This is a genomic window from Acinetobacter sp. SwsAc2 (assembly GCF_013391465.1).
In the GTDB taxonomy this organism is placed as follows: Bacteria; Pseudomonadota; Gammaproteobacteria; order Pseudomonadales; family Moraxellaceae; genus Acinetobacter; species Acinetobacter johnsonii.
Genome location: NZ_JACBEZ010000046.1, coordinates 1 through 23162 on the forward strand (window position 1 = coordinate 1; position 23162 = coordinate 23162).

Below are 23162 nucleotides of genomic sequence, written 5' to 3' on the forward strand. Positions count from 1 at the left end.
AGAAGTTGCAGAAGTTGCAGAAGTTGCAGAAGTTGCAGAAGTTGCAGAAGTTGCAGAAGTTGCAGAAGTTGCAGAAGTTGCAGAAGTTGCAGAAGTTGCAGAAGTTGCAGAAGTTGCAGAAGTTGCACGAGACCAGTTTATCCCGCCCGTTACAACTACATTCGAGGAAAAAACTGACATAGGGCATGCACAGGACAATGTAGTTACCGATGCTTTTGTTTTCACGGGTATTGAGCTTTTAAGCATTGCTACAGATGATACATCGACTGTACGAACCCAAGAGTCTGAGCCCTCCTTCCCCAAAGTCAGTCCTGAGTCTAGTCTGCTTTTATCTAAGGCTAAAGCAGCGCTTCATTTCAATACGGAAATACAACCTACATTCGACAGCAACCTAAATGCAACTCAAATTGAAGAATCCAAACTCAGGTCTTTTAAACAAGACGCTGTAGAAGATATCGTCTCAATCAATGCTATTGAGCTAAGTATCAAACAAGATAAGGAACCTGAAAATCAGGTCGATATCGTACAAACAGCTTTAGAGCTTCAGTCTGAAGTATTAGCAGAAAATCATTCACTTCTCAGTCATCTGCCTCTTTTAAGTGATGAGCCATCTCAACCTCAGGAAGAGTCTATAATCGAGACCGTTGCACCCATTCGATTTGAACTCAAGCCAAGTACGTCTATTTCAACGCTTGCCATTCAGGACTTTATCCAAAGGCAGGCAATCTTAGCTGAACCACAAGATGTAGATATTTCATCTGAATCTCAACAGCAAGATCCACTTGAAAGCGAGGTGACAGCACCATGCCCTGTCGTGCAGGATAGTCATACAGAAAATTCAGAAACATCAGCTACTGCTGCACAACCCATACTGCCCACAAACATCAATCTAGGACAATATCAAGCGCAATTACACACGCTGCATCAACCAAATTTAGACCCTAAGCTGTATGGCATCGACATTTCAGGGCACATTGAGATCAATCAAAATATCGAGTTTCTGATCCACAGCGACCAACTCGATCACTGCTTGGACTATCCCATCTATTTGGCAGAACAGACCCATCAGCACGGAAGGTTTATTAAGTATTTGGCTCTATTTGGTGCTGACAGTCCTACAGAAGCCATTCGCCTGAGCCAACAATTTGCCCAGAGTTGTCAGCATCAACTCGCAGCCATTCGCGAAATTGAATGGGATCAGCTACAGACTCACATGCATGATGTGTTTTCGATTTTTAAGCTGTATACCCAACAGGCCAAATTGGTATGGCACATTGAAGACTATCACCCATTTATTCTGGCCGATCTCCTCAATAGCCGTAAATTCATTCATTTTGAAGAAAGCTCCGCGGATGCAAATACGCCCATTTTAGTGTTAAAAGAACGACAAAAAATTCGAGTGATTCATGGTCAAAAGCGGGTTAAACTCTCACGTACCGAGATCGCCTATCCGTGCTTGGTCTTAGACCGACAGCACGGCATCAGTTGGCAACTGATTCAAAATACGATTTCTACTTTGCCTGAACCTATCACTGTGTTTCAATTATTTGATTCTATTCAAAAACAACTGGGCAGCGAGTTGTAGAGTTTTGTATTTTCTACTTGTGTTCTTATGTGAAATTTACAACACTAAAACATCGAAGAACAATAAAGTACGAAAGCATGCTAAGAACTCAACATGTGGGATCCATCTCTTTATTTTTCTGCCTAAGTTTAGGTACATACGTCAACGTGGCTTGGGCGGAAAGCAATACCAACAGCACACAACATTTTGTGCCACCTCACGACGTGGCTGAAATTGACAAAATCGCATCGCCCCCCAAAGGTAGTGGACTTTTATACCAAATTCCACAGTGGATCGACTCACTTCCCACCGTCTTACCTGAAGAGTCGGACGAGCTGATTGTGCCCACGACTGACCTCACTGAAGAACGCACGTGGATCGACCGTCAGCAAAAAGAAGTTCGAAACTGGGCAGACCGAACAGCCACTAAAATGGACAATTGGTTTGGTGAAACTGATCCTAAAAAACCGGCCACAGCCACCTTACGGGTCTTGGTCGATAACCGCTGGAATAAACATGATGAATACGATGTAAAACCGCGGATTAGGGGGCGGGTTAAACTTCCAACTTTAGAACATAAACTCAGTGTCGTATTTGGGGATGACTCATTAGATAATGAACTACAAAACAATGTTGCGATTACCAATGAAAACCCACCCAGTGCGAATAACGATAAAACATTTGACCGCCGCCAAACCCGTGATGCCAATAGCTCACTGGCTTTAAGATGGTCACAACTGTCAGATCGCCTGCCTTTTGAAACCGATTTCGACTTGGGTGTACGTTCAGGGGATGATATCTATGCGCGGATCGAGTTATCGAAAGAATGGAAACTCGACAATGATTTTCGTGCTTATGCTGAACAGATTTACCGTTATGGTATCGACAGTGAAAATTATTTACGTACTAACCTAGAGCTGACGCATGCACGCCCCAATCAAGCCTTTTTATCCAATCAGTTCAGTCTGACCTATGCAGACGATCAAGATGATGATCTACTCTGGGATAACTATAGCTTTAGACAACACCAATTCTTTCATGGCAATCGTTTTAACTACGGCATTTACACTGGCGGTTTCTACAACAACGACGACCTGCGTTTGAACCGTTGGGGACCTTTTGTCTCATGGCGTCAACCGTTCTTAAGGGAGTGGTTTTATATCCAAGGTGACTTAAATTATTTTAACGATCACCGTGAAGACCGCAGCCATTACGTCAGTGCCTTGGTGCGTTTTGAGGCTTTATTTTAATGATATGGTGGATATTTAAACTGAACTGTGGATAAGTTCTCACTTATCCACAGATATCCCCATCAGGTTCTTTTCCACCGATTTAATTGATGCGTTCAACAGATATTAAGGCGCTTGATCCAACTCATTAACATAAAAAAAGCCTATCTTAGAGATAGGCTTTTTTTAAAAATATCATGGTTTATTGAAGCAATAAGCTGTTAATCCGTTTGATATATTCGGCAGGATCATCAGGTAAGCCACCTTCAGCAATCACCGCTTGGTCAAAAATTACATTGGCCAAGTCATCAAACTGTGCCGAATTTTCTAATTTTCTCACCAATGGATGCTCTGGGTTAATTTCCAAAATTGGCTTGCTTTCAGGTACAGCCTGACCCGCTTGTTGCAGCATACGAATCAATTGTGGTGAAAGCTCTCCCTCACCTGTCACCAAGCATGCAGGTGAATCGACCAAACGTGTGGTCACCCGTACTTCTTTGGTCTTGGCTTTCAATGAGTCAGACAGTTTTTCAACCACAGGTTTAAACTGCTCTGCAGCTGCCTCAAGTGCCTTCTTCTCTTCGGCATCTTGTAAATCACCTAAGTCGACTGCACCTTTGGCCACGTTTTGCATTGGTGTGCCATCAAACTCATGTACAAATTCCATTGCCCATTCATCGACACGGTCTGCCATGAGTAAGACTTCAATTCCTTTTTTCTTAAACAGCTCAAGTTGTGGCGAGTTCTTCGCAGCATTTAGACTGTCTGCAGTCACATAGTAAATCGCTTTTTGCCCCTCAGGCATACGCGCTTTATAGTCCTGCAAAGAAGTGCTCACCGCATCATTGTTTGAAGTTGGGAAGCGTAAAAGTTTTAAAATACGCTCACGGTTACCCAAGTCTTCGCCCAAACCTTCTTTCAATACTGAACCAAATTCACGGTAGAAGGTTGTGAACTTCTCTTGATCTTTTTCATCTTCCGATTTAGCTAAAGCATCCAGCATGGTCAATACACGGCGTGCATTCCCTTCACGAATAGTTTTCACATCACGGCTTTCTTGTAACAACTCACGACTAACGTTCAGTGGCAAATCGGCACTATCGACCACCCCTTGGACAAAGCGTAAATAGTTTGGAATCAAGTTATCCGCGTCATCCATAATGAAGACCCGTTTTACATAGAGCTTAATCCCTGCTTTGGCTTCACGGGTAAAGATATTCGCAGCAGCTTTACTCGGTACATACAACAACTGCGTATATTCGGTACTACCTTCAACGCGGTTATGCGCCCATGCCAGTGGGGCTTCAAAGTCATGGCTGAGATTCTTATAAAACTCGATGTACTGCTCTTCAGTCACTTCATTTTTATTACGTGTCCACAGCGCGCTGGCTGAGTTAATCGCTTCCCACTCACCCGTTTTCACATACTGACCCGGTTTTGGCTCTTCACCTTCAACCGCTTCTTCTTGCTGCCAAACCTCTTTTTGCATCTCAATCGGCAGGCTAATGTGATCCGAGTATTTATTGATAATTTGCTTCACTTTATGCGACTGTAAATAGTCCAACGCATCTTCACGCAAATGTAAAATAATATCGGTACCACGGCTGTCTTTGTGGATCTGCTCGACTTCGAACTCACCCGTGCCCGCACTGACCCAACGTACCGCCTGATCAGCACCCATACCTGCACGGCGTGATTCTACGGTAATTTTGTCAGCCACAATAAAGCCCGAGTAGAAACCGACACCAAACTGACCAATCAGTTGTGCATCTGATTTTTGGTCACCTGTGAGCTTAGACATAAAGTCCTTGGTTCCAGACTTAGCAATCGTACCTAAGTGGTCAATCGCTTCTTGTTCAGTTAAACCAATCCCATTATCTGAAATGGTCAGTGTTTGATTAGCTTCATCAAAGCTGACGCGCACATGTAGGTCTGGGTCATTTTCATAATATTCAGGATGATTAATGCCTTCAAAACGCAATTTATCGCAGGCATCGGATGCATTTGAGATCAATTCACGTAGGAAAATGTCAGGATTCGAATACAGTGAATGCGTCACTAAATGTAATAGCTGAGCCACTTCAGCTTGGAAACTATGTTTATGTGCGTTTTGCTCGCTCATCAATCGCTCCTTAATGTATTAAGTCTTATAGAGAATGCTTAATGAATTGGAGTGAGCGATACGTTTTTCAATAGCAATCGCAAGTTTTTTTGCTTTTTTTAAAATGGGCCCTGACGGTAAATACGATCTAGCTGTAGTTCTAACTGCTGTTGGCGCATTTTATACACATCCATAAGGCAACTTTGTGAAGCACCACAGCGGTCACGGAGGCTCAACCACTTCACTTGCTCATCCTGAATCATGCCACGTGTCCCCATCGGAACAAGACGTTTTAAAATGCTATAGGTGGTGGCCATTTTCACATCGGCGTCATTGATTTTCCGGTGCTCACAAATCGCGTGCTCCGTCGTCGTTTTCGCTTTATCACAATTAAAACTTGCTGCTTGAGCATGCATGCTCCAAGCCAAACTACACACTAAACCAATCCCGAGCATAGCTTTCATTTTTATAACTCTCTTATTCTGTTTCTATCCATTCTATAGATGATTTTCTTTTAATACTGAATCATCGTGATTTATTTCAACGTTGACCACTATTCAACTTTAGTCTTTGCATAAAAAAACCCCATCATCGATGAGGTTCTTAAAAAGCTACTTTTGATTATTAAAATTTGTAGCTATAACCGAGGGTATAAATCACTGGATCGATATCTAATTTAAACTTCGTTGTGCCATCTACATTTACTTCTGGGTTCAAATCTGCATAACGGACATCGGCAAACACACCCCAGTTTTTTGCATCAGCAGGTTGGAAGTTAAAACCAATTTGCGCAGCATAACCGAAATCTTCTTTTATGCTTTTCACACCTTCTTCATCCCATGCAATAAATGCTGTTGCACCGACACCAATATAAGGCGTGAAACCTGTTGAGTTTTTAAAGTTATACTTTGCCGTTAAGGTAGGCGGTAAATGTTTAATTTTTACTGCTTCTGCACCATTAATGAGTACATCGTGGCTAATTGGCGTTGCTAGCAGTAACTCGGCAGAAATATTGTCATTAAAGAAATATTCAACCGATGGCGTAAACGCGAGTTCGCTATCTGCTTCAACTTTTGCATTCCCCAATGCAGCAACTGTTGTATCTTGCGTTGGTGCAACTGCAGATCCACCGACTTTGATTTGCCATTGACCTGCCATTGCAGCAGATGCAGAAAAACCCATTAATGTAATTAGAGCAATTTGCTTCAACATTTCAAACAACCTCTGTTTGTAAAATAATTAATATAAAAATTAACATTAATTCATCATAAACAAGAGTGTAATTAATATGCAATTATAATAATAATGTATTTTAAATACCATTTTTAAGTTATTGTTTTAAATTAATTTAAATATTAAATATACCATTTTAGTTGGTTTTAAATTAATAACGAAAAATCAAAATAAATATATTTTAATTCCAACCTTTTTAATCCGAATTAACATTATAAACCCGATTGTTTTAATCTGAATAAATAATAAAAAAGGCGATTTAAAATCGCCTTTTTATAATAATTGGAGGGTAAATTACAAAACCATGGCCGCAATCCAACCAAAAATCATGAGTGGAATATTAAAGTGAATAAAAGTCGGGATCACACTGTCTTTCATGTGATCATGCTGACCATCCATATTCAAACCCGAAGTCGGTCCCAAAGTGGAGTCAGAAGCCGGAGAACCCGCATCACCGAGTGCCGCAGCCGTACCAATAATCGCAATGGTTGCCGCTGGACTGAAACCAAACTGGATACACAAAGGCACATAAATAATTGCTAAAATTGGAATGGTAGAGAACGAAGAACCGATTCCTAAAGTAATCAGTAAGCCAATCAATAGCATCCAAAATGCAGCGAGTCCTTGGCTAGAACCAATCCATTGCACTGATGCTTCTACCAATGCTGGCACTTGATTGGTCGCAGAAATAACAGATGCAAAACCTTGTGCTGCAATCATAATGAAACCAACTAATGCCATCATTCGCATACCGCTAATAATCACATCATCTGCTTCTTTCCATTTAAAAATGCCCGCACAGCTCAAAATCGCAACACCAACCAGACCAGCTAAAATCATGGAATCTGATGCAATTTGTACCCAAAGCGTAGCAACTACTGCAATGAGAGCCATAGATAACGTAAACTTTGAAATTTCGGGCTTAGACTTCTCACCCGTGATATCAAGTTCAGAAGAAATACTTTGCTGCACTGGTTCCACATGTACTTCTTCGTATACACGTTTCTTACGGTAACTAAAGAATACAGCAACCAATAAACCGACAAACATACCAGAAACAGGAATGGCCATTGCTGAAGGGATATCGGCATAATTGATTTTAAAACCGTAGGGTTGCCCAAAAGTATTAATGTTTTGACCTAAAATGTCATTTAGGAAAATCGCACCAAATCCAAATGGTACCAACATATAAGTGGCAACCAAGCCAAAGGTTAGAACACAAGCAATTAGTCGACGATCTAACTGAAGATGGTTAAACACACTTAATAAAGGAGGAATCAGGACTGGAATAAACGCAATATGCACAGGAATGACGTTTTGTGAACAAATGGCTGCTAACGCGACGGTTATAAAAATCAGATATTTAACCCGATTTTGTGCCTTTTCATTGCTCGAACCTTTCAATGTTTTAATAAGCTTATAGGCCAACAAGTCAGGTAAACCTGAGCGTGCCAAAGCCAAAGCAAATGCACCTAAAACCCCGTAAGCCAACGCAATTTTTGCGCCGCCCCCAAGCCCATTATTAAATGCTTCGAGGGTACCGTGTAGCCCTAAACCAGCCAATAAACCACCTGTGACAGCACCAATAATTAATGCAAATACTACAGGCACACGAGCTAATGAAAGTCCAAACATGACCCCAATAGCGGCAAGAATTGCGAACATAGTGAAAAGAGTGACTTGGAAGAAAGGCGCATTTTATCAGAAAATAACCAAAAAATTCTGCCCTTACAGGTCGCTAGCACCTTTCTCTTTCACAGATCATTTCAGCTGGCTTCAACACAACGCCGGTTTTGAACAAACCTTTTGATTTCTTGAACAATTACCTCAGGCTGGCTCAAGATTGCCCAATGGTTGGCATTCACATTCACCCGTTGAAAATCCTCGACCCACTTCGGCATTTCATCGATTAACGCTGGACTCACAAACTGATCTTGCTCCAACACAATCGCTTGTACGGGACAAATTGCAAAGCGTTCTCGTGGTTTGGTCAGACGTGGAATAAAGTTAGCGCGGTAGAGCGCAACCCCGTGTTTACCATCGGCAGCAATGTGATGATTCAGCGGTAAGTCTGAGCGTCCTTCTAAATGCGATAAAACTTTGCCCCAATGCTCAGGACTAAAAAACTGCCATACGGTTGGTGCTAAAAAAGGCAACTGAAAGGCTGCAATATACCAAGACTTCGTTAACTGCTTAAAAAATTGAGGCTTATGTTGTACGAACTGTTCACGCATCCAAAATGCGGCATGGTCTAAACATGGGCCTGAAATGGTGGTAAATGACAGCATACGCTCTCTAAATTTTGGCTCAGTCGCGGACTCCCATGACTGAATCGACCCCCAGTCATGCGCAACCAGATGAAAGCTACGCTGTGGGATCACACTATTCACCACACTTTCCAAATCTAGCGATAGCTGAGGCAAGGCATAGGCCCATGTACGACGCGGCACACTCGACATCCCTGCACCGCGAACGTCATAGGTCACAATATAATAATCTTGCACCAGATGCCCAATCACAGGCTCCCAGACCTCTTGATTATCTGGATAGCCATGCACCAAGACCAGTGCAGGATTGTTCGCATTGCCCCATGTTTTCACATAAAGTCTTTGTTGGTCTGTGGTTTGTACCCAGTAACTTTGCTGCTCCATATTCAGCTCCTTATTGTTATTGACTGTTTTTTATACTTTGCTGGCAAAACGATCAATGCCAATTGATCTCATCTTCTCTAGTATGGATAGAATTTCATCAGATACCATTGAGCGAAATGAGCATTTTAAAAAAACTTGTGACACAGCCGATTGTCGCGAAATACTTTCTCAATCATTTTGCCCCCTTTAAAGGTGCAGGGATTCAAATTGAAAAGTTTGACCTTAAACACTACCATATTCGTGTCAAAATGCCCCTCACTCGACAAAATCGAAATATTGTCGGCGTACATTTTGGCGGGAGTTTATATGCAATGGTCGACCCTTTTTATATGACCCTGCTGATGCACCACTTAGGCAATAAATATATTGTTTGGGACAAAGCAGCCTCTATCCAATTTCTCAGCCCAGGTCGCAGTACAGTCTATGCAGACTTTCATCTTGATGCCCAAGAAATCGCGACCGTGAAACAACTGGCCGACAACTATGCCCCCGTACATCGTATTTATACCTTAAATATTTATGATGAAGCTGGCATTCGAATTGCAGAAGTGGAAAAGACTTTATATATCCGTCGTAAAAAACCTAAACCGGCACAGCTATAAAAAAAGCACTTCCATGAAGTGCTTTTTTTTGGAAATTTGAACTTAAGACATTATTTACGTTCTTCAATTGCTGCGCCTGCGCCACCGCCGATGGCACCACCAATGGCTGCGCCGGTATTACCACCAAACACGCTTTTACCCACGGCTGAACCAATCGCACCACCAACACCACTGTAGGTTGCACTACGGTTTGAGCCACCTTGAGCTTTGCTGCCCACAGCAGCACCAGCACCTCCACCAATGGCTGCACCTACACCACCACCGAGACTATTCCCAGCAGCGCCACCCACTGCACCACCTAAAGCCGCTGTACCAATACGTTGCTCCGAAGCACTCATATTCTCACAACCTGCCAACAGCATCGTCGAAAGAGATACCACTGCAATAATACTCATATACTTTTTCATGAGATTTGTCCTTATTGGCTATTTCTTACAGCATAAAAGATCAGTATGAACTTAAAACCCGTGAAATGTTACGGTTACAGCTGCTATTGCTGAAAATTTGTAAGCAAGAAGCCCTCCTTAGAGGGCCTCATCCGCATTCAACTCAAGATTATTCAAGCTCTTTCACCACAACCACATCTTTGGTGGTGGTGCCATTTTCTTGGAGCACCGCACGCGTCACACTTTCTTGACTGTTCGGGTCTTTCACTTGATCCAGTTTCAGCTCCTTACGTACAGGTTCCTGCCCTTTCTTAAACTCAACCCCTTGTGCATCAACTTGCTTACCTTCTGCAAGGACAACACCACCTTGACTCAAGGTCGATTTCACTTCAACTTTGGATGTCGGAACAATCACGCTACCTTTTTGCACAATCGGTGCAGACATTTTTTTATCTGAAAATTGGCTGGCATTTTCTTCGAGAACCACTTCACGCGCCACAATATCTTTACCGCCATTTTTCACTTCAAAAATAGTCGCTTCGGTCGTCCGTACAGGGTCTTGACCTGCAACACTACGAATAATCTGTGTTTTGACAATTGGTACAACCGCCTTATCCTCTAAGGTGATGGTATTCGGCATCGGCGCTGCCATCGTTTGGCTCACAAATGCGAAGATGCTTAAGCCCAATAGTTTTGATGTCAATTTCATGTAGAACCACCTCTATTTTTTAATCGTTAATGAAGTAAGGAGATTTGTGTACTTATATTTTTACTATAGGAAAAATGTGAAATTTATAAAAGCTTAAATCCACTTCTGTAACAAAAGGACAAAAAAAGCCACCCGAAGGTGGCTTTTTCATGCATTTAAAGGGCTAATTATAGACCGTTAAACTCATCGCTAAATGCTTGGCTTAATGCTTGATCCACATCAGAGAAGTCATTTACAAGCTCATGCTCTGCAGCTTCAGCTTCTTGACGACGACGCTCTAAGTGATACGCAAGACCGGTACCTGCAGGAATCAAACGACCTACAACTACGTTCTCTTTCAAGCCACGTAAATCATCTTCTTTACCTGTTACAGCCGCTTCAGTCAACACACGAGTGGTTTCCTGGAACGATGCAGCAGAGATGAACGAGTCAGTAGAAAGCGACGCTTTGGTAATACCCATCAATTGACGTTCAAACTTCGCAGGGAACTTGTTTTGCGCAAGAACAGCTTGGTTCTCTTGCATCACGCGGATGTAATCCACTTGCTCACCTTTGATGAAGCTTGTATCACCGCCATCAGTGATATCAACTTTACGCAACATTTGACGTACGATCACTTCAATGTGCTTATCGTTGATTTTTACACCTTGCAGACGGTATACGTCTTGAACTTCGTTCACGATATAGTTGGTCAGCGCAACTTCGCCTTTCAAGCGTAGGATGTCATGTGGGTTTTGTGGACCATCAGAAACAGTCTCACCACGGTTCACATGTTCGCCTTCGAACACGTTCATGGTACGCCATTTTGGAATCAGTTCTTCGTAAATCTCAGAACCATCATCTGGAGTAATCACTAAACGGTTCTTACCTTTAGTCTCTTTACCAAAGCTTACAACACCTGAAATTTCAGCAAGAATCGCATGCTCTTTCGGTTTACGTGCTTCGAACAAGTCAGCTACACGCGGTAGACCACCGGTAATGTCACGCGTACGTGAAGTTTCTTGTGGTACACGACCAATAACGTCACCCACACCAATTGTTTCGCCATCACGGACAGAAAGAATCGTGTTTTGTGGTAGGAAGTAGAACTGCTCACCACCATCAGTCGTATCAAGAACAACCGCAGGACGTAAATCTTTACCAGACGCAGGACGTGCAGTCACAGGTAAGATTTCAATCGTGGTCATACCCGTTGCATCATCAGTTTTAGAGGTAACAGTTACGCCATCAGCGATTTGGCTGAAACGTACTTTACCTGCAACTTCTGTTACAAGTGGGTGTGTGTGCGGATCCCAAGTCGCTACGATACCGCCAGCTTCTACAGCTTCGCCATCTTTCAACAAGATAGACGCACCGTATGGCAGTTTATAACGCTCACGCTCACGACCTAAATCATCCGCAATACCGATTTCGCCTGAACGAGAAGTCGATACCAAGTGTCCTTTGGCATGTTGTACTGTTTTCACATTGTGGAAACGTACAGTACCTTTGTTACGTACTTGTACGCTGTTTGCAGCAGACGTTCGGCTTGCAGCACCACCTACGTGGAAGGTACGCATGGTTAACTGTGTACCCGGCTCACCAATCGATTGTGCAGCCATAACACCCACAGACTCACCAGGGTTCACCTGATGACCACGTGCAAGGTCACGACCATAACATTTCGCACATACGCCGAATGTAGATTCACACGCAACCACTGAACGTACTTTAACTTCATCGACACCTTGCTCTTCTAGGAAGTTTGCAAGTTTCTCATCAATCAAAGTGTTACGTGGCAGGATAATGTCATCAGAACCTGCTTTCTTCACATCTTCAGCAACAACACGGCCCAGTACTCGAGTACCTAAGTTCTCGATCACGTCACCGCCTTGAATGAACGGAGTCATTACAAGACCGCCCAAAGTACCACAGTCAGGCTCAGTAATTACCAAGTCTTGCGCTACGTCTACAAGACGACGTGTCAAGTAACCAGAGTTTGCTGTTTTCAGTGCTGTATCGGCCAAACCTTTACGCGCACCGTGTGTTGAAATGAAGTACTGAAGTACTGTCAAACCTTCACGGAAGTTCGCTTTAATTGGAGTTTCAATGATCGAACCATCTGGTTTCGCCATCAAACCACGCATACCCGCTAACTGACGAATCTGAGCTGCCGAACCACGGGCACCTGAGTCAGACATCATATAGATCGAGTTGAATGATTTTTGCTTCTCATCTTCACCCTGTTTGTTTTTAACAGTGGTAAAAGACAAGTTGTCCATCATCGCTTTCGCTACTTGGTCGTTGGTACGTGCCCAAATATCGACAACTTTGTTGTAACGTTCGCCCGCAGTTACGAAACCTTGTTCGAACTGTTGCTCAATTTCACGAACTTCAACTTCCGCTTTTTCAATAATTGAGTACTTCGCAGGTGGAATCACCATGTCTTCCATACCGACCGATACGCCTGAACGTGTCGCTTGACGGAAACCTAAGTACATCAATTGGTCCGCAAAGATCACGGTATCTTTAAGACCTAATTTACGGTAGCAAGAGTTAATCAATTTAGAGATATTTTTCTTGGTCATCTCAACGTTGATTTGTTGGAAATCCATACCTTCTGGCACAACTTCCCAAAGTAAGCAGCGACCTGGTGTGGTATCCACAACAATGGTTTGCTGTTCACGGTTACCATTTTCATCAATCACAGTCTGGTGTACACGTGCTTTTACGCGAGCGTGTAAATTTACCTGACCTGTTGCAAGTGCACGGTTAACTTCGTGAGTATCTGCAAACACCATGCCTTCACCTTTGGCATTGATCGCATCACGAGTGATGTAATACAAGCCTAAGACAACGTCCTGAGACGGTACGATGATTGGCTCACCGTTCGCTGGAGACAAAATGTTGTTGGTCGACATCATTAACGCACGCGCTTCTAACTGCGCTTCAAGTGTTAATGGTACGTGTACCGCCATTTGGTCACCGTCGAAGTCGGCGTTAAACGCAGCACAAACGAGTGGGTGAAGACGGATCGCTTTACCTTCAATCAGGATCGGTTCAAATGCTTGAAGACCCAAACGGTGAAGTGTAGGCGCACGGTTCAACATCACTGGGTGTTGACGAATCACGTGAGCAAGAACGTCCCAAACTTCTGGAGTTTCGCGCTCAACCATTTTCTTCGCAGCTTTAATGGTTGTTGCTTGGCCAGATGCTTGTAGTTTCGCGAAAATGAATGGCTTGAATAATTCAAGTGCCATTTTCTTCGGAAGACCACATTGGTGCAGACGTAAAGTAGGACCTACAGTAATTACCGAACGACCCGAATAGTCAACACGCTTACCAAGTAAGTTTTGACGGAAACGACCTTGCTTACCTTTGATCATGTCAGCCAAAGATTTCAATGGACGCTTGTTCGAACCCGTGATTGCACGACCACGACGACCGTTGTCTAACAATGCATCTACAGACTCTTGTAACATACGTTTTTCGTTACGTACGATAATGTCTGGCGCTGCAAGGTCAAGAAGACGCTTTAAACGGTTGTTACGGTTGATCACACGACGGTAAAGGTCGTTCAAATCAGAAGTCGCGAAACGACCACCTTCAAGTGGTACTAACGGACGAAGATCTGGTGGAAGTACTGGAAGTACATTCATCACCATCCATTCTGGCTTGTTGTTCGACTCTTTAAACGCTTCCATCAACTTCAAACGCTTAGACGCTTTTTTAAGCTTCGTCTCAGACGTTGTGTTTGGAATTTCTTCACGTAAACGTGAAATTTCGTTTTCAAGATCGATGTCTTTTAACAAGTCTTGAACAGCTTCTGCACCCATTTTCGCAGTGAATTCATCACCGTGTTCTTCTAAAGCGTTGAAGTATTCTTCATCATTAAGAAGTTGGTATTTCTCAAATGGAGTCATACCTGGGTCAGTTACTACGTAAGATTCGAAATACAATACGCGTTCGATATCACGTAAAGTCATGTCTAATAATAGACCGATACGGCTCGGAAGTGATTTTAAGAACCAAATATGTGCAACTGGAGACGCCAGCTCGATGTGACCCATACGCTCACGACGAACTTTCGCAGTTGTTACTTCAACGCCACATTTTTCACAAATGACGCCTTTGTATTTCATACGCTTGTATTTACCACACAAGCATTCGTAATCTTTGACTGGGCCAAAAATTTTGGCACAGAATAAACCATCACGTTCTGGTTTGAACGTACGATAGTTAATGGTTTCAGGCTTTTTAACTTCACCATGAGACCATGACTTAATCATTTCTGGTGACGCAAGACCAATACGGATGCGATCAAACTCAACTGGAGCATGACCGTCTGAATCCGTCTTTTTGCGCATGATATCGAGCAAGTCTTTCAATTTTTTTCTCCGTGTGTTGTGGAGACTTTCACTACACAACTGGGTCACAAATATTGTTTTTACTGAAATTTGGGAATATCTAATCCCCCTAAATCCCCCTTTGTAAAGGGGGATTTGCTCCCCTCTTTAATAAAGAGGGGCTGGGGGAGATTTCTTAGTCACCATTTTTCAGTTCAATGTTGATACCTAAAGAACGGATCTCTTTGGTCAATACGTTGAACGATTCAGGCATACCTGGGTCCATATAATGGTTACCATCTACAATGTTCTTATAGATACGGGTACGACCTTCAACGTCATCCGACTTAACAGTAAGCATTTCTTGAAGCGTGTAAGCTGCGCCATATGCTTCAAGCGCCCAGACTTCCATCTCACCGAAACGCTGACCACCGAATTGTGCTTTACCACCAAGCGGCTGTTGAGTTACTAATGAGTAAGAACCAGTAGAACGCGCGTGCATCTTGTCGTCTACCAAGTGGTTCAGTTTCAACATGTACATGTAACCTACAGTTACAGGACGGTCAAACTGCTCACCTGTACGACCATCATACAATACTGTTTGACCAGTACGTGAAATGTTCGCAAGCTCTAACAAGTCTTTAATTTGTGATTCTTCAGCACCATCGAATACTGGCGTTGCAAGTGGAACACCCGCACGCAAGTTACCTGAAAGCACCAAAATTTCATCATCAGTTAAGCTATCAAGATCTTCTTGCTCGCCACCAACTTTGTTATAAATTTTGTCTAAGAAGCCACGAAGCTCAAGTACAGTACGTTGTGCTTTTAACATCTTGTCGATTTCTTCGCCAAGACCTTTCGCTGCCATACCTAAGTGAGTCTCTAGAATCTGACCCACATTCATACGTGACGGTACACCCAGTGGGTTCAATACGATGTCGACTGGAACACCATTAGCATCGTGCGGCATGTCTTCAACAGGTAAGATGTTAGAAACAACACCCTTGTTACCGTGACGACCCGCCATCTTATCACCCGGTTGGATGCGACGTTTAACAGCCAAGTAAACCTTAACAACTTTCAATACACCTGTTGTTAATTCATCACCTGTAGAAAGTTTGCGTTTTTTCTCTGCAAACTTCTCATCAATTTCAAAGCTCTTCTCTTTCAAGAACACTTGAATTTGCGTTAAACGCTCTGCAATGGCTTCATCAGTCGGTTGGATTTCAAGTAAATCAACCAATTCTAAACCAGACAATACGTCTGCAGAAAGCTTATCTCCACGCTTGGTTGTACCACCACCGTTAGACTCTTGACCTGTCAACAAACGAACAATACGTTCACGTGCTGCTTCTTCGAAGATTTTGTATTCTTCTTTCAAGTCTTTACGGTATGAATCTAGCTGAGCTTTTTCAATTGCTTGCGCACGTTCGTCTTTTTCAAGACCGTCACGTGTAAACACTTGAACGTCAATCACTGTACCTTTGGTACCTGATGGAACACGTAAAGATGAGTCTTTTACGTCAGCTGCTTTTTCACCGAAGATTGCACGAAGCAATTTTTCTTCTGGTGTTAACTGCGTTTCACCTTTAGGCGTTACTTTACCTACAAGGATATCGCCCGCAGTCACTTCAGCACCGATATATACGATACCTGATTCATCAAGCTTAGACAGTGCAGCTTCACCCACATTCGGGATATCCGCTGTAATCTCTTCAGCACCCAATTTCGTATCACGTGCAACACACGACAATTCTTGAATGTGAATCGAGGTTAAACGGTCTTCTTGAAGTACGCGCTCTGAAAGTAAGATCGAGTCTTCATAGTTGTAACCATTCCACGTCATGAACGCAACGCGCATGTTTTGACCGAGTGCAAGCTCACCGCCATCTGTTGATGGACCGTCAGCCAATACATCACCACGACCAACTTTATCACCAAGTTTCACAAGAACTTTTTGGTTAATACAAGTGTTTTGGTTCGAACGTGTATATTTGATCAGGTTATAGATATCTACACCTGCCTCGCCTGCAACCATTTCGTCTTCGTTGACACGAATCACGACACGTGAAGCATCGACGAATTCGATACGACCACCACGACCCGCAATCACACACACACCAGAGTCATGCGCTACATTTGCTTCCATGCCTGTACCTACAAGCGGTTTGTCAGCAATCAATGTAGGCACAGCTTGACGCTGCATGTTTGAACCCATCAATGCACGGTTGGCGTCATCGTGTTCAAGGAATGGAATCAGTGATGCAGCAACAGAAACTACCTGCTGTGCAGAAACGTCCATATGCGTCACTTTTTCAGGCGGCATACGTACGAAATCACCTTGGTGACGTACAGAAACAAATTCTTCTGTTAAGTTACCGTCTTTATCTACGCCAGAATCGGCCTGTGCAATCACAGTACCTACTTCTTCAATTGCAGATAAATACTCAACTTCATCGGTTACACGACCATCAACTACTTTACGGTATGGAGTTTCTAAGAAACCGAAATTGTTACATTTCGCATAAACAGAAAGCGAGTTGATCAAACCAATGTTTGGACCTTCAGGCGTTTCGATTGGACATACACGACCATAGTGAGTTTGGTGTACGTCACGTACCTCAAAGCCCGCACGTTCACGTGTCAAACCACCAGGACCAAGCGCCGATACACGACGTTTGTGCGTAATCTCAGACAATGGGTTGTTTTGGTCCATGAACTGAGATAATTGGCTTGAACCAAAGAATTCTTTGATTGCAGCAGCCACTGGTTTCGCATTGATCAAATCTTGCGGAGACAAGTTATCTGTTTCAGCTTGGCTTAAACGTTCTTTAACAGCACGTTCTACACGAACTAGACCAACACGGAATTGGTTTTCAGTCATTTCACCTACTGAACGCACACGACGGTTACCCAAGTGGTCGATATCATCGACTTCACCTTTACCGTTACGGATTTCAACCAATGTTTTTAATACATCAGTGATATCTTCGTTCGACAAAATGCCTTCAACTTCACGAGACTTCTGATCCGTACCCACTTCGTAAGGACGACCCAAACGACGGTTGAACTTCATACGACCGACTGGAGAGAGGTCATAACGTTCTGAAGAGAAGAACAAGTTATTGAATAAGTTTTCAGCCGCTTCTTTCGTTGGTGGCTCGCCTGGACGCATTACTTTGTAGATTTCTACCAATGCTTCTTCACGACCTGTCGTGGTGTCTGCACGTAAAGTATCTGCAACGAATGAACCACGGTCGATGTCATTGGTGAATAGAATGTTAAATTGTTTAACACCACCTTCAGCCAATTTCACCATCACTTCATGGCTTAACAAGGTATTTGCTGCAATCACATCACCATCTTTAAGTGGGATGTCTTCTGCAGTAATACGCTCGTACAAGTACTCATCAGGCACAGAAAGTTTTTCTAGGCCAGCAGCTTCCATTTGACGCACATGACGCGCGTTGATACGCTTGCCTTGCTCAACAATGGTTTTGCCATCATTATCTACGATGTCAAATTGTGCCATTTCGCCACGCAAGCGTTCTGGAACAAGGTCAATCTGGTAGCTACCCATGTCTAGGTATACAGGCACTTTTTCATAGAACAAGTCTAAGATTTGCGCATTGTTATAACCCAAAGCACGAAGAACCACAGTCGCGAGTAATTTACGACGACGGTCAATACGCACAAATACAAGGTCTTTTGCATCAAATTCGAAGTCTAACCATGAACCACGGTAAGGAATAATACGCGCAGAATAAAGCACTTTACCACTAGAGTGAGTCTTGCCTTTATCGTGGTCAAAGAACACGCCTGGTGAACGGTGTAATTGAGATACGATTACACGCTCAGTACCATTAATAACGAATGTACCGTTATCGGTCATGAGTGGCATTTCACCCATGTACACTTCTTGCTCGCGCACGTCTTTAATTGATTTAGTTTCGCGATCTTTTAAGATCAAACGAATTTTTACGCGCATTGGTGCTGCATAAGTTGAGCCACGAAGAATACATTCGCGTACATCAAACTCAGGCTTACCAAGACTATACTCAACAAATTCTAAAGCAGCATTGCCAGAATAACTTTCTATAGGAAAAACTGAACGAAACGCGGCTTGCAGACCGATATCTTCGCGGTTTTTTGGTGATTTGCCATCTTGTAAAAATGTTCTGTACGAGTCGACTTGAATCGCGAGCAAGTACGGAGCATCCATAACACTAGGCAATTTACCAAAATTCTTACGGATCCGTTTCTTTTCGGTATATGAGTATGCCATCTGGAGTCCTCGGAAAGTAAACTGAGCCCGCCTGCAGAACGGGCTCAGAAGGAATTACGCAGGCCGATATGGCCACCACTTTTTACAAATGCTGCAATTTTCAGTGGTATTGAAACGCTTACCAATATTTTTAAATTTGAAAAATATTGGTAAGCGTTTGATTCTTTTCTTTATTTTAATTTGATGGATTTTCCACCAAGCAAACAAAAATCGAGCCGATTATTGTAACGCAAAAAGGCTGATGACCCAAGAGCCATCAGCCAATTTTTGGGGTGAAATTAATATTCCCCCCCTGGTAACATTACTTAATAGTAATAGTAGCACCAGTTTCTTCAAGTTTTTTCTTAAGTTCTTCAGCTTCTTCTTTAGAAACTGCTTCTTTAAGAACTGAAGGAGCGCCTTCAACCATGTCTTTAGCTTCTTTCAAGCCAAGACCAGTGATTTCACGAACTGCTTTAATCACAGCTACTTTGTTCGCGCCGAAAGAAGTCAACTCAACGTTGAATTCTGATTGCTCTTCAGCAGCAGCAGCAGCAGGACCTGCAGCTACAGCTACAGCAGCAGCAGATACGTTGAATTTTTCTTCGAAAGCAGAAATAAGTTCAACAAGTTCAAGAACAGTTTTTTCAGCAACTGCGTTTAAGATTTCTTCGTTTGTTAAAGCCATGAGAGTAACTCCAAATGGGTATTGAATGATGTGTGTTTAAGTTTGAGCTTATGCAGCTTCTGACTCGTTTTTCTCTTGAAGCGCTGTAAGTAAGCGACCCAATTTCGAAATAGGAGCTTGAAGAACGTTTGCAAGCATAGTAAGCGCTTTCTCTTGGTTTGGAAGATTCGCGATAACGCTAACTTCTGCGCCTTGATAAAGTTTGCCTTCAAATGCAGCAGCTTTAAGTTCAAATGCTTTGTTAGTTTTCGCAAATTCTTCGAATAAGCGTGCCGCAGCACCCATATCATCTGCAGAAGTTGAGAAAGCTAAAATTGTTGGGCCAACAAGGTTGTCGTTCAAGATATTGAATGGAGTATCTTGAAGAGCGCGTTTAGCCAAAGTATTACGTACAACACGTGTAGCAACACCTAACTTACGAGCTTCAACACGAAGAGCAGTTAATTGCTCAACAGTTAAACCTTGGTAGTCAGCAACAACAGCAGCAAACGCAGTAGAAGCAACTTCAGTTACTTCAGCAACGATCTGTTTTTTGCCTTCGATAAGAAGAGCCATTGTAAAACCTCCTAACGGTGATTTATGTACTTACGCGAAGTACACTCCCAATTCGCAAGTTCATCACTGAACTTACACGCGGAGGATGAACAAATCACACCACCGCGTCTACTCAGGCTGGGAAATTAAGAAAGTAATCGAAATTACTCTCGCCTGAGGTCTTTGACGCTGATAAATCTACATTTACCAATTCAAAGTTTGCCTAAGTTTGCAAGTAGTCCGAAACCGGTTTCTCTTGCGTAATATTTGAAGCAGTGCTTCAAATATTACTCAGGGCTTTAAAATTCTGTCTAAGTTAAACTTAGTTAGAAACGTTGTTTACATCAACAACAAGACCTGGACCCATAGTTGAGCTCAAAGTGATCTTTTTGATGTATACACCTTTAGATGTCGCAGGCTTTAACTTTTTCAAGTCTGCAATCAAAGTTTCAACGTTTTGACGAACAGCTTCAGCAGAGAAATCTACTTGACCGATCGCAGCGTGGATAATACCCGCTTTGTCTACACGGTAACGTGCTTGACCAGCTTTTGCATTTTTAACTGCACCAGCTACGTCAGGAGTTACAGTACCCACTTTAGGGTTTGGCATTAAGCCACGTGGACCAAGAATCGTACCCAACTTACCCACAACGCGCATTGCATCAGGAGCAGCAATCACTACATCAAAGTCAAGGTTACCCGCTTGGATGCTTTCAGCAAGGTCATCAAAACCAACCACGTCCGCGCCTTCAGCTTTAGCAGCTTCAGCAGCAGCGCCTTGAGCAAACACAGCTACACGTACAGTTTTACCAGTACCTGCAGGAAGTGTAGTCGCGCCACGAACAACTTGGTCAGATTTACGAGGGTCAACACCTAGGTTTACCGCAACATCCAAAGATTCTTTGAATTTCGCAGCAGGAAGACCAGCAAGAACAGCTACGGCTTCTTCTAAAGTGTAAACTTTGTTTGCTTCAATAGCAGCAGCAATGGCTTTTTGACGTTTAGTTAACTTTGCCATGTCTTATAGCTCCACTTCCAAGCCCATAGAACGTGCAGAACCAGCGATGGTACGAACACGTGCGTCTAAATCAGCACCAGTTAAATCTGGTTCTTTAGTAGTCGCGATTTCTTCCAATTGAGCACGAGTCAACTTACCAACTTTAGTTTTGTTAGGTACAGCAGAACCCTTTTGGATACCAGCAGCTTTCTTAAGAAGAATAGATGCAGGAGGAGTTTTCATGATGAATGTGAACGACTTGTCGTTGTACACAGTGATCACGACTGGAATTGGTAAACCAACTTCAAGTTTTTGTGTCGCAGCATTGAATTCTTTACAGAATGCCATGATGTTAACACCACGTTGACCCAATGCAGGACCAATCGGTGGAGATGGATTCGCTTTACCAGCTGGAACTTGCAGCTTGATATAGCCGTCAATCTTCTTAGCCATTTCAAATTACCTCTGGGTACAAACGCCGATGAAGGCTCCCCAATTTCTAAGTAACGATACCGTTACAACAACAATGCCTGACTTATCAATAAGCCAGGCGTTTTTCAACCACATCCAATTAAACTGATTTTTCGACTTGGCGAAATTCCAGCTCAACCTGAGTTGGTCGATTAAATACATTAATGGTCAACGTTAAACGTGACTTTTCGTATAGAACTTCTTCCACCACACCTTTAAAGTCTGTGAATGGACCGTCAATTACGAGTAATTCTTCGCCTGGTTCAAACATCGTCTTCGGACGTGGTGCTTCACCAGTATTGCGTACACGAGCAAGAATCGCATCTGCTTCACGTTGGGTAATTGGCGCCGGTTTCTCAGCCGTACCACCAATAAAACCTAAAACTTTTGGACATTCTTTAACAATGTGCCAAGTTTCATCATTCATTTCCATTTCGACCAATACATAGCCTGGAAAGAACTTACGCTCAGATTTACGTTTCTTACCATCCTTCATTTCTACCACTTCTTCGGTAGGAACAAGGACTTCACCAAAGCTATCGGCTACAGCGCTACGCTGGATTCGATCATTAAGTGAACGCATCACTTGTTTTTCATAACCTGAATAGGCATGAATAATGTACCAACGTTTCATAGCTCTCTTACCCGATAATAAACTTCATTAACCAGCCCAAAATGTAGTCAAAACACCATAATAAAATGGATGCAACAACTACAACCGCAAGCACCTGCCAAGATGTGGTCATGGTCTCTTGCTTCGTTGGCCAAGTCACTCGACGCAGCTCAATTCGTGAGTCTTTCAACAAACGAGCAAAGCCTTTGCCTTGATGGGTGGCGTATAATAAACCGAATGCCACGATGATACAAGCCAAAATTACCCCAACGCGCACCCAGATATCGTTGGCTGGTGCCCAATACGCTGGTAGGTGTTGATTCACCATGGTCGCACCAATTAATAAAATCAATGCGATAATCCATAAGACGACGTCTAGGGGAGAACCAGATTTAACTACTTCAGCAGAATTATTTCTTTGAGGGATTGCCGCGTCGCTTTGTGCGTCGCGTAATTTTTCATTCGACATTTTTGTACTCGTCGTAGGTTTCGCGACTTATTATATGACCAGTTTTGCCGACATCAAGCGTCTTTTATAAAAAAGTTGGCAGGCCAGGAGGGACTCGAACCCCCAACATTCGGTTTTGGAGACCGACGCTCTACCAATTGAACTACTGACCTGCAAAACAAATTGGAGTCGAAACCCCAATTTGTAATTTTATTTTATAATTATGCAGTTACTTTAGCAACTACACCAGCACCAACTGTACGGCCACCTTCACGGATCGCAAAACGTAGACCTGGGTCCATTGCGATTGGGTGGATTAATTCTACTGACATTTCTACGTTGTCACC

General features: G+C 43.0%; 18 protein-coding genes, 1 tRNA gene and 1 pseudogene. 3 read left to right on the forward strand and 17 right to left on the reverse strand.

Translation table 11 applies throughout. The features are described from left to right. Together HYI04_RS15315 and HYI04_RS15320 are read left to right on the forward strand one after the other, a co-directional pair. The coding region (locus tag HYI04_RS15315) for a hypothetical protein (protein ID WP_256733019.1) at positions 1 to 1585 on the forward strand (1585 nt) is incomplete at its 5' end. A gap of 77 nt (positions 1586 to 1662) precedes the next feature. Then, positions 1663 to 2814 (forward strand): hypothetical protein, encoded by a 1152-nt coding sequence (locus HYI04_RS15320; RefSeq protein ID WP_178896350.1) that lies wholly within the window; start codon positions 1663 to 1665, stop codon positions 2812 to 2814. A 181-nt stretch (positions 2815 to 2995) separates the two neighbouring features. Here the strand turns inward: HYI04_RS15320 and htpG are convergent, their stop codons facing one another. The 5 genes from htpG to HYI04_RS15345 all read right to left on the reverse strand — a co-directional run bounded on the left by htpG (position 2996) and on the right by HYI04_RS15345 (position 8778). Then, on the reverse strand, positions 2996 to 4915 hold the full coding sequence (htpG, locus tag HYI04_RS15325; RefSeq protein ID WP_178896351.1) for a molecular chaperone HtpG: 1920 nt from the start codon (positions 4913 to 4915) through the stop codon (positions 2996 to 2998). Positions 4916 to 5013: 98 nt separating this feature from the next. Next, positions 5014 to 5358 carry a lysozyme inhibitor LprI family protein gene (locus HYI04_RS15330; protein ID WP_178896352.1) on the reverse strand — a complete coding sequence of 115 codons (345 nt, stop codon included), beginning with the start codon at positions 5356 to 5358 and terminating at the stop codon, positions 5014 to 5016. A gap of 160 nt (positions 5359 to 5518) precedes the next feature. Beyond that, positions 5519 to 6106 carry an OmpW family protein gene (locus HYI04_RS15335; protein WP_178896353.1) on the reverse strand — a complete coding sequence of 196 codons (588 nt, stop codon included), beginning with the start codon at positions 6104 to 6106 and terminating at the stop codon, positions 5519 to 5521. Between the two features lie 315 nt (positions 6107 to 6421). After that, positions 6422 to 7792 (reverse strand): Na+/H+ antiporter family protein, encoded by a 1371-nt coding sequence (locus tag HYI04_RS15340; protein WP_058868765.1) that lies wholly within the window; start codon positions 7790 to 7792, stop codon positions 6422 to 6424. A gap of 101 nt (positions 7793 to 7893) precedes the next feature. Beyond that, positions 7894 to 8778, reverse strand: a complete 885-nt coding sequence (locus tag HYI04_RS15345) for an alpha/beta fold hydrolase (protein ID WP_178896354.1) — start codon at positions 8776 to 8778, stop codon at positions 7894 to 7896. Positions 8779 to 8894: 116 nt separating this feature from the next. Between HYI04_RS15345 and HYI04_RS15350 the strand changes: the two genes are divergently transcribed. Continuing rightward, complete coding sequence (locus tag HYI04_RS15350) at positions 8895 to 9380, forward strand: DUF4442 domain-containing protein (protein WP_004978660.1); 486 nt, start codon at positions 8895 to 8897, stop codon at positions 9378 to 9380. 50 nt (positions 9381 to 9430) lie between these two features. On the opposite strand, the gene HYI04_RS15355 is transcribed toward HYI04_RS15350, so the two are convergent. The 12 genes and pseudogenes from HYI04_RS15355 to HYI04_RS15410 all read right to left on the reverse strand — a co-directional run. Beyond that, positions 9431 to 9787, reverse strand: coding sequence for a DNA transfer protein p32 (locus HYI04_RS15355; RefSeq protein ID WP_178896355.1), 357 nt, complete (start codon positions 9785 to 9787; stop codon positions 9431 to 9433). Positions 9788 to 9935: 148 nt separating this feature from the next. After that, complete coding sequence (locus HYI04_RS15360; protein WP_178896356.1) at positions 9936 to 10475, reverse strand: hypothetical protein; 540 nt, start codon at positions 10473 to 10475, stop codon at positions 9936 to 9938. A gap of 167 nt (positions 10476 to 10642) precedes the next feature. After that, on the reverse strand, positions 10643 to 14842 hold the full coding sequence (gene rpoC, locus HYI04_RS15365; RefSeq protein ID WP_078390313.1) for a DNA-directed RNA polymerase subunit beta': 4200 nt from the start codon (positions 14840 to 14842) through the stop codon (positions 10643 to 10645). 154 nt (positions 14843 to 14996) lie between these two features. After that, entirely contained in the window at positions 14997 to 19085 is a 4089-nt protein-coding gene (rpoB, locus tag HYI04_RS15370) for a DNA-directed RNA polymerase subunit beta (RefSeq protein ID WP_010325733.1), read from the reverse strand. A 301-nt stretch (positions 19086 to 19386) separates the two neighbouring features. Continuing rightward, entirely contained in the window at positions 19387 to 19752 is a 366-nt protein-coding gene (gene rplL, locus HYI04_RS15375) for a 50S ribosomal protein L7/L12 (RefSeq protein WP_004692767.1), read from the reverse strand. A gap of 48 nt (positions 19753 to 19800) precedes the next feature. Continuing rightward, positions 19801 to 20307 (reverse strand): 50S ribosomal protein L10, encoded by a 507-nt coding sequence (gene rplJ, locus HYI04_RS15380; RefSeq protein ID WP_010325732.1) that lies wholly within the window; start codon positions 20305 to 20307, stop codon positions 19801 to 19803. Positions 20308 to 20608: 301 nt separating this feature from the next. Beyond that, the gene (gene rplA, locus HYI04_RS15385) at positions 20609 to 21304 is read right to left on the reverse strand and encodes a 50S ribosomal protein L1 (RefSeq protein ID WP_010325731.1); all 696 of its coding nucleotides are present in this window, start codon (positions 21302 to 21304) and stop codon (positions 20609 to 20611) included. Positions 21305 to 21307: 3 nt separating this feature from the next. Next, positions 21308 to 21736, reverse strand: coding sequence for a 50S ribosomal protein L11 (rplK, locus tag HYI04_RS15390; protein WP_004668262.1), 429 nt, complete (start codon positions 21734 to 21736; stop codon positions 21308 to 21310). Positions 21737 to 21854: 118 nt separating this feature from the next. Beyond that, a complete protein-coding gene (gene nusG / locus HYI04_RS15395; RefSeq protein ID WP_004692772.1) occupies positions 21855 to 22388 on the reverse strand; it encodes a transcription termination/antitermination protein NusG in 534 nt (177 codons plus the stop codon). Between the two features lie 7 nt (positions 22389 to 22395). Next, entirely contained in the window at positions 22396 to 22836 is a 441-nt protein-coding gene (gene secE / locus HYI04_RS15400; protein WP_004692774.1) for a preprotein translocase subunit SecE, read from the reverse strand. A 76-nt stretch (positions 22837 to 22912) separates the two neighbouring features. Beyond that, positions 22913 to 22988 (reverse strand) — tRNA-Trp (locus HYI04_RS15405). A 48-nt stretch (positions 22989 to 23036) separates the two neighbouring features. Then, positions 23037 to 23162 (reverse strand): annotated as a pseudogene (locus HYI04_RS15410) (elongation factor Tu); the annotation flags it as partial.

Excerpts from the sequence above, each read along its gene's own strand:
- HYI04_RS15320 (WP_178896350.1), top strand. The coding sequence starts at position 1,663 with ATGCTAAGAACTCAACATGTGGGATCCATCTCTTTATTTTTCTGCCTA.
- htpG (WP_178896351.1), bottom strand. The coding sequence starts at position 4,915 with ATGAGCGAGCAAAACGCACATAAACATAGTTTCCAAGCTGAAGTGGCT.
- HYI04_RS15330 (WP_178896352.1), bottom strand. The coding sequence starts at position 5,358 with ATGAAAGCTATGCTCGGGATTGGTTTAGTGTGTAGTTTGGCTTGGAGC.
- HYI04_RS15335 (WP_178896353.1), bottom strand. The coding sequence starts at position 6,106 with ATGTTGAAGCAAATTGCTCTAATTACATTAATGGGTTTTTCTGCATCT.
- HYI04_RS15340 (WP_058868765.1), bottom strand. The coding sequence starts at position 7,792 with ATGTTCGCAATTCTTGCCGCTATTGGGGTCATGTTTGGACTTTCATTA.
- HYI04_RS15345 (WP_178896354.1), bottom strand. The coding sequence starts at position 8,778 with ATGGAGCAGCAAAGTTACTGGGTACAAACCACAGACCAACAAAGACTT.
- HYI04_RS15350 (WP_004978660.1), top strand. The coding sequence starts at position 8,895 with ATGAGCATTTTAAAAAAACTTGTGACACAGCCGATTGTCGCGAAATAC.
- HYI04_RS15355 (WP_178896355.1), bottom strand. The coding sequence starts at position 9,787 with ATGAAAAAGTATATGAGTATTATTGCAGTGGTATCTCTTTCGACGATG.
- HYI04_RS15360 (WP_178896356.1), bottom strand. The coding sequence starts at position 10,475 with ATGAAATTGACATCAAAACTATTGGGCTTAAGCATCTTCGCATTTGTG.
- rpoB (WP_010325733.1), bottom strand. The coding sequence starts at position 19,085 with ATGGCATACTCATATACCGAAAAGAAACGGATCCGTAAGAATTTTGGT.
- rplL (WP_004692767.1), bottom strand. The coding sequence starts at position 19,752 with ATGGCTTTAACAAACGAAGAAATCTTAAACGCAGTTGCTGAAAAAACT.
- rplJ (WP_010325732.1), bottom strand. The coding sequence starts at position 20,307 with ATGGCTCTTCTTATCGAAGGCAAAAAACAGATCGTTGCTGAAGTAACT.
- rplA (WP_010325731.1), bottom strand. The coding sequence starts at position 21,304 with ATGGCAAAGTTAACTAAACGTCAAAAAGCCATTGCTGCTGCTATTGAA.
- rplK (WP_004668262.1), bottom strand. The coding sequence starts at position 21,736 with ATGGCTAAGAAGATTGACGGCTATATCAAGCTGCAAGTTCCAGCTGGT.
- nusG (WP_004692772.1), bottom strand. The coding sequence starts at position 22,388 with ATGAAACGTTGGTACATTATTCATGCCTATTCAGGTTATGAAAAACAA.
- secE (WP_004692774.1), bottom strand. The coding sequence starts at position 22,836 with ATGTCGAATGAAAAATTACGCGACGCACAAAGCGACGCGGCAATCCCT.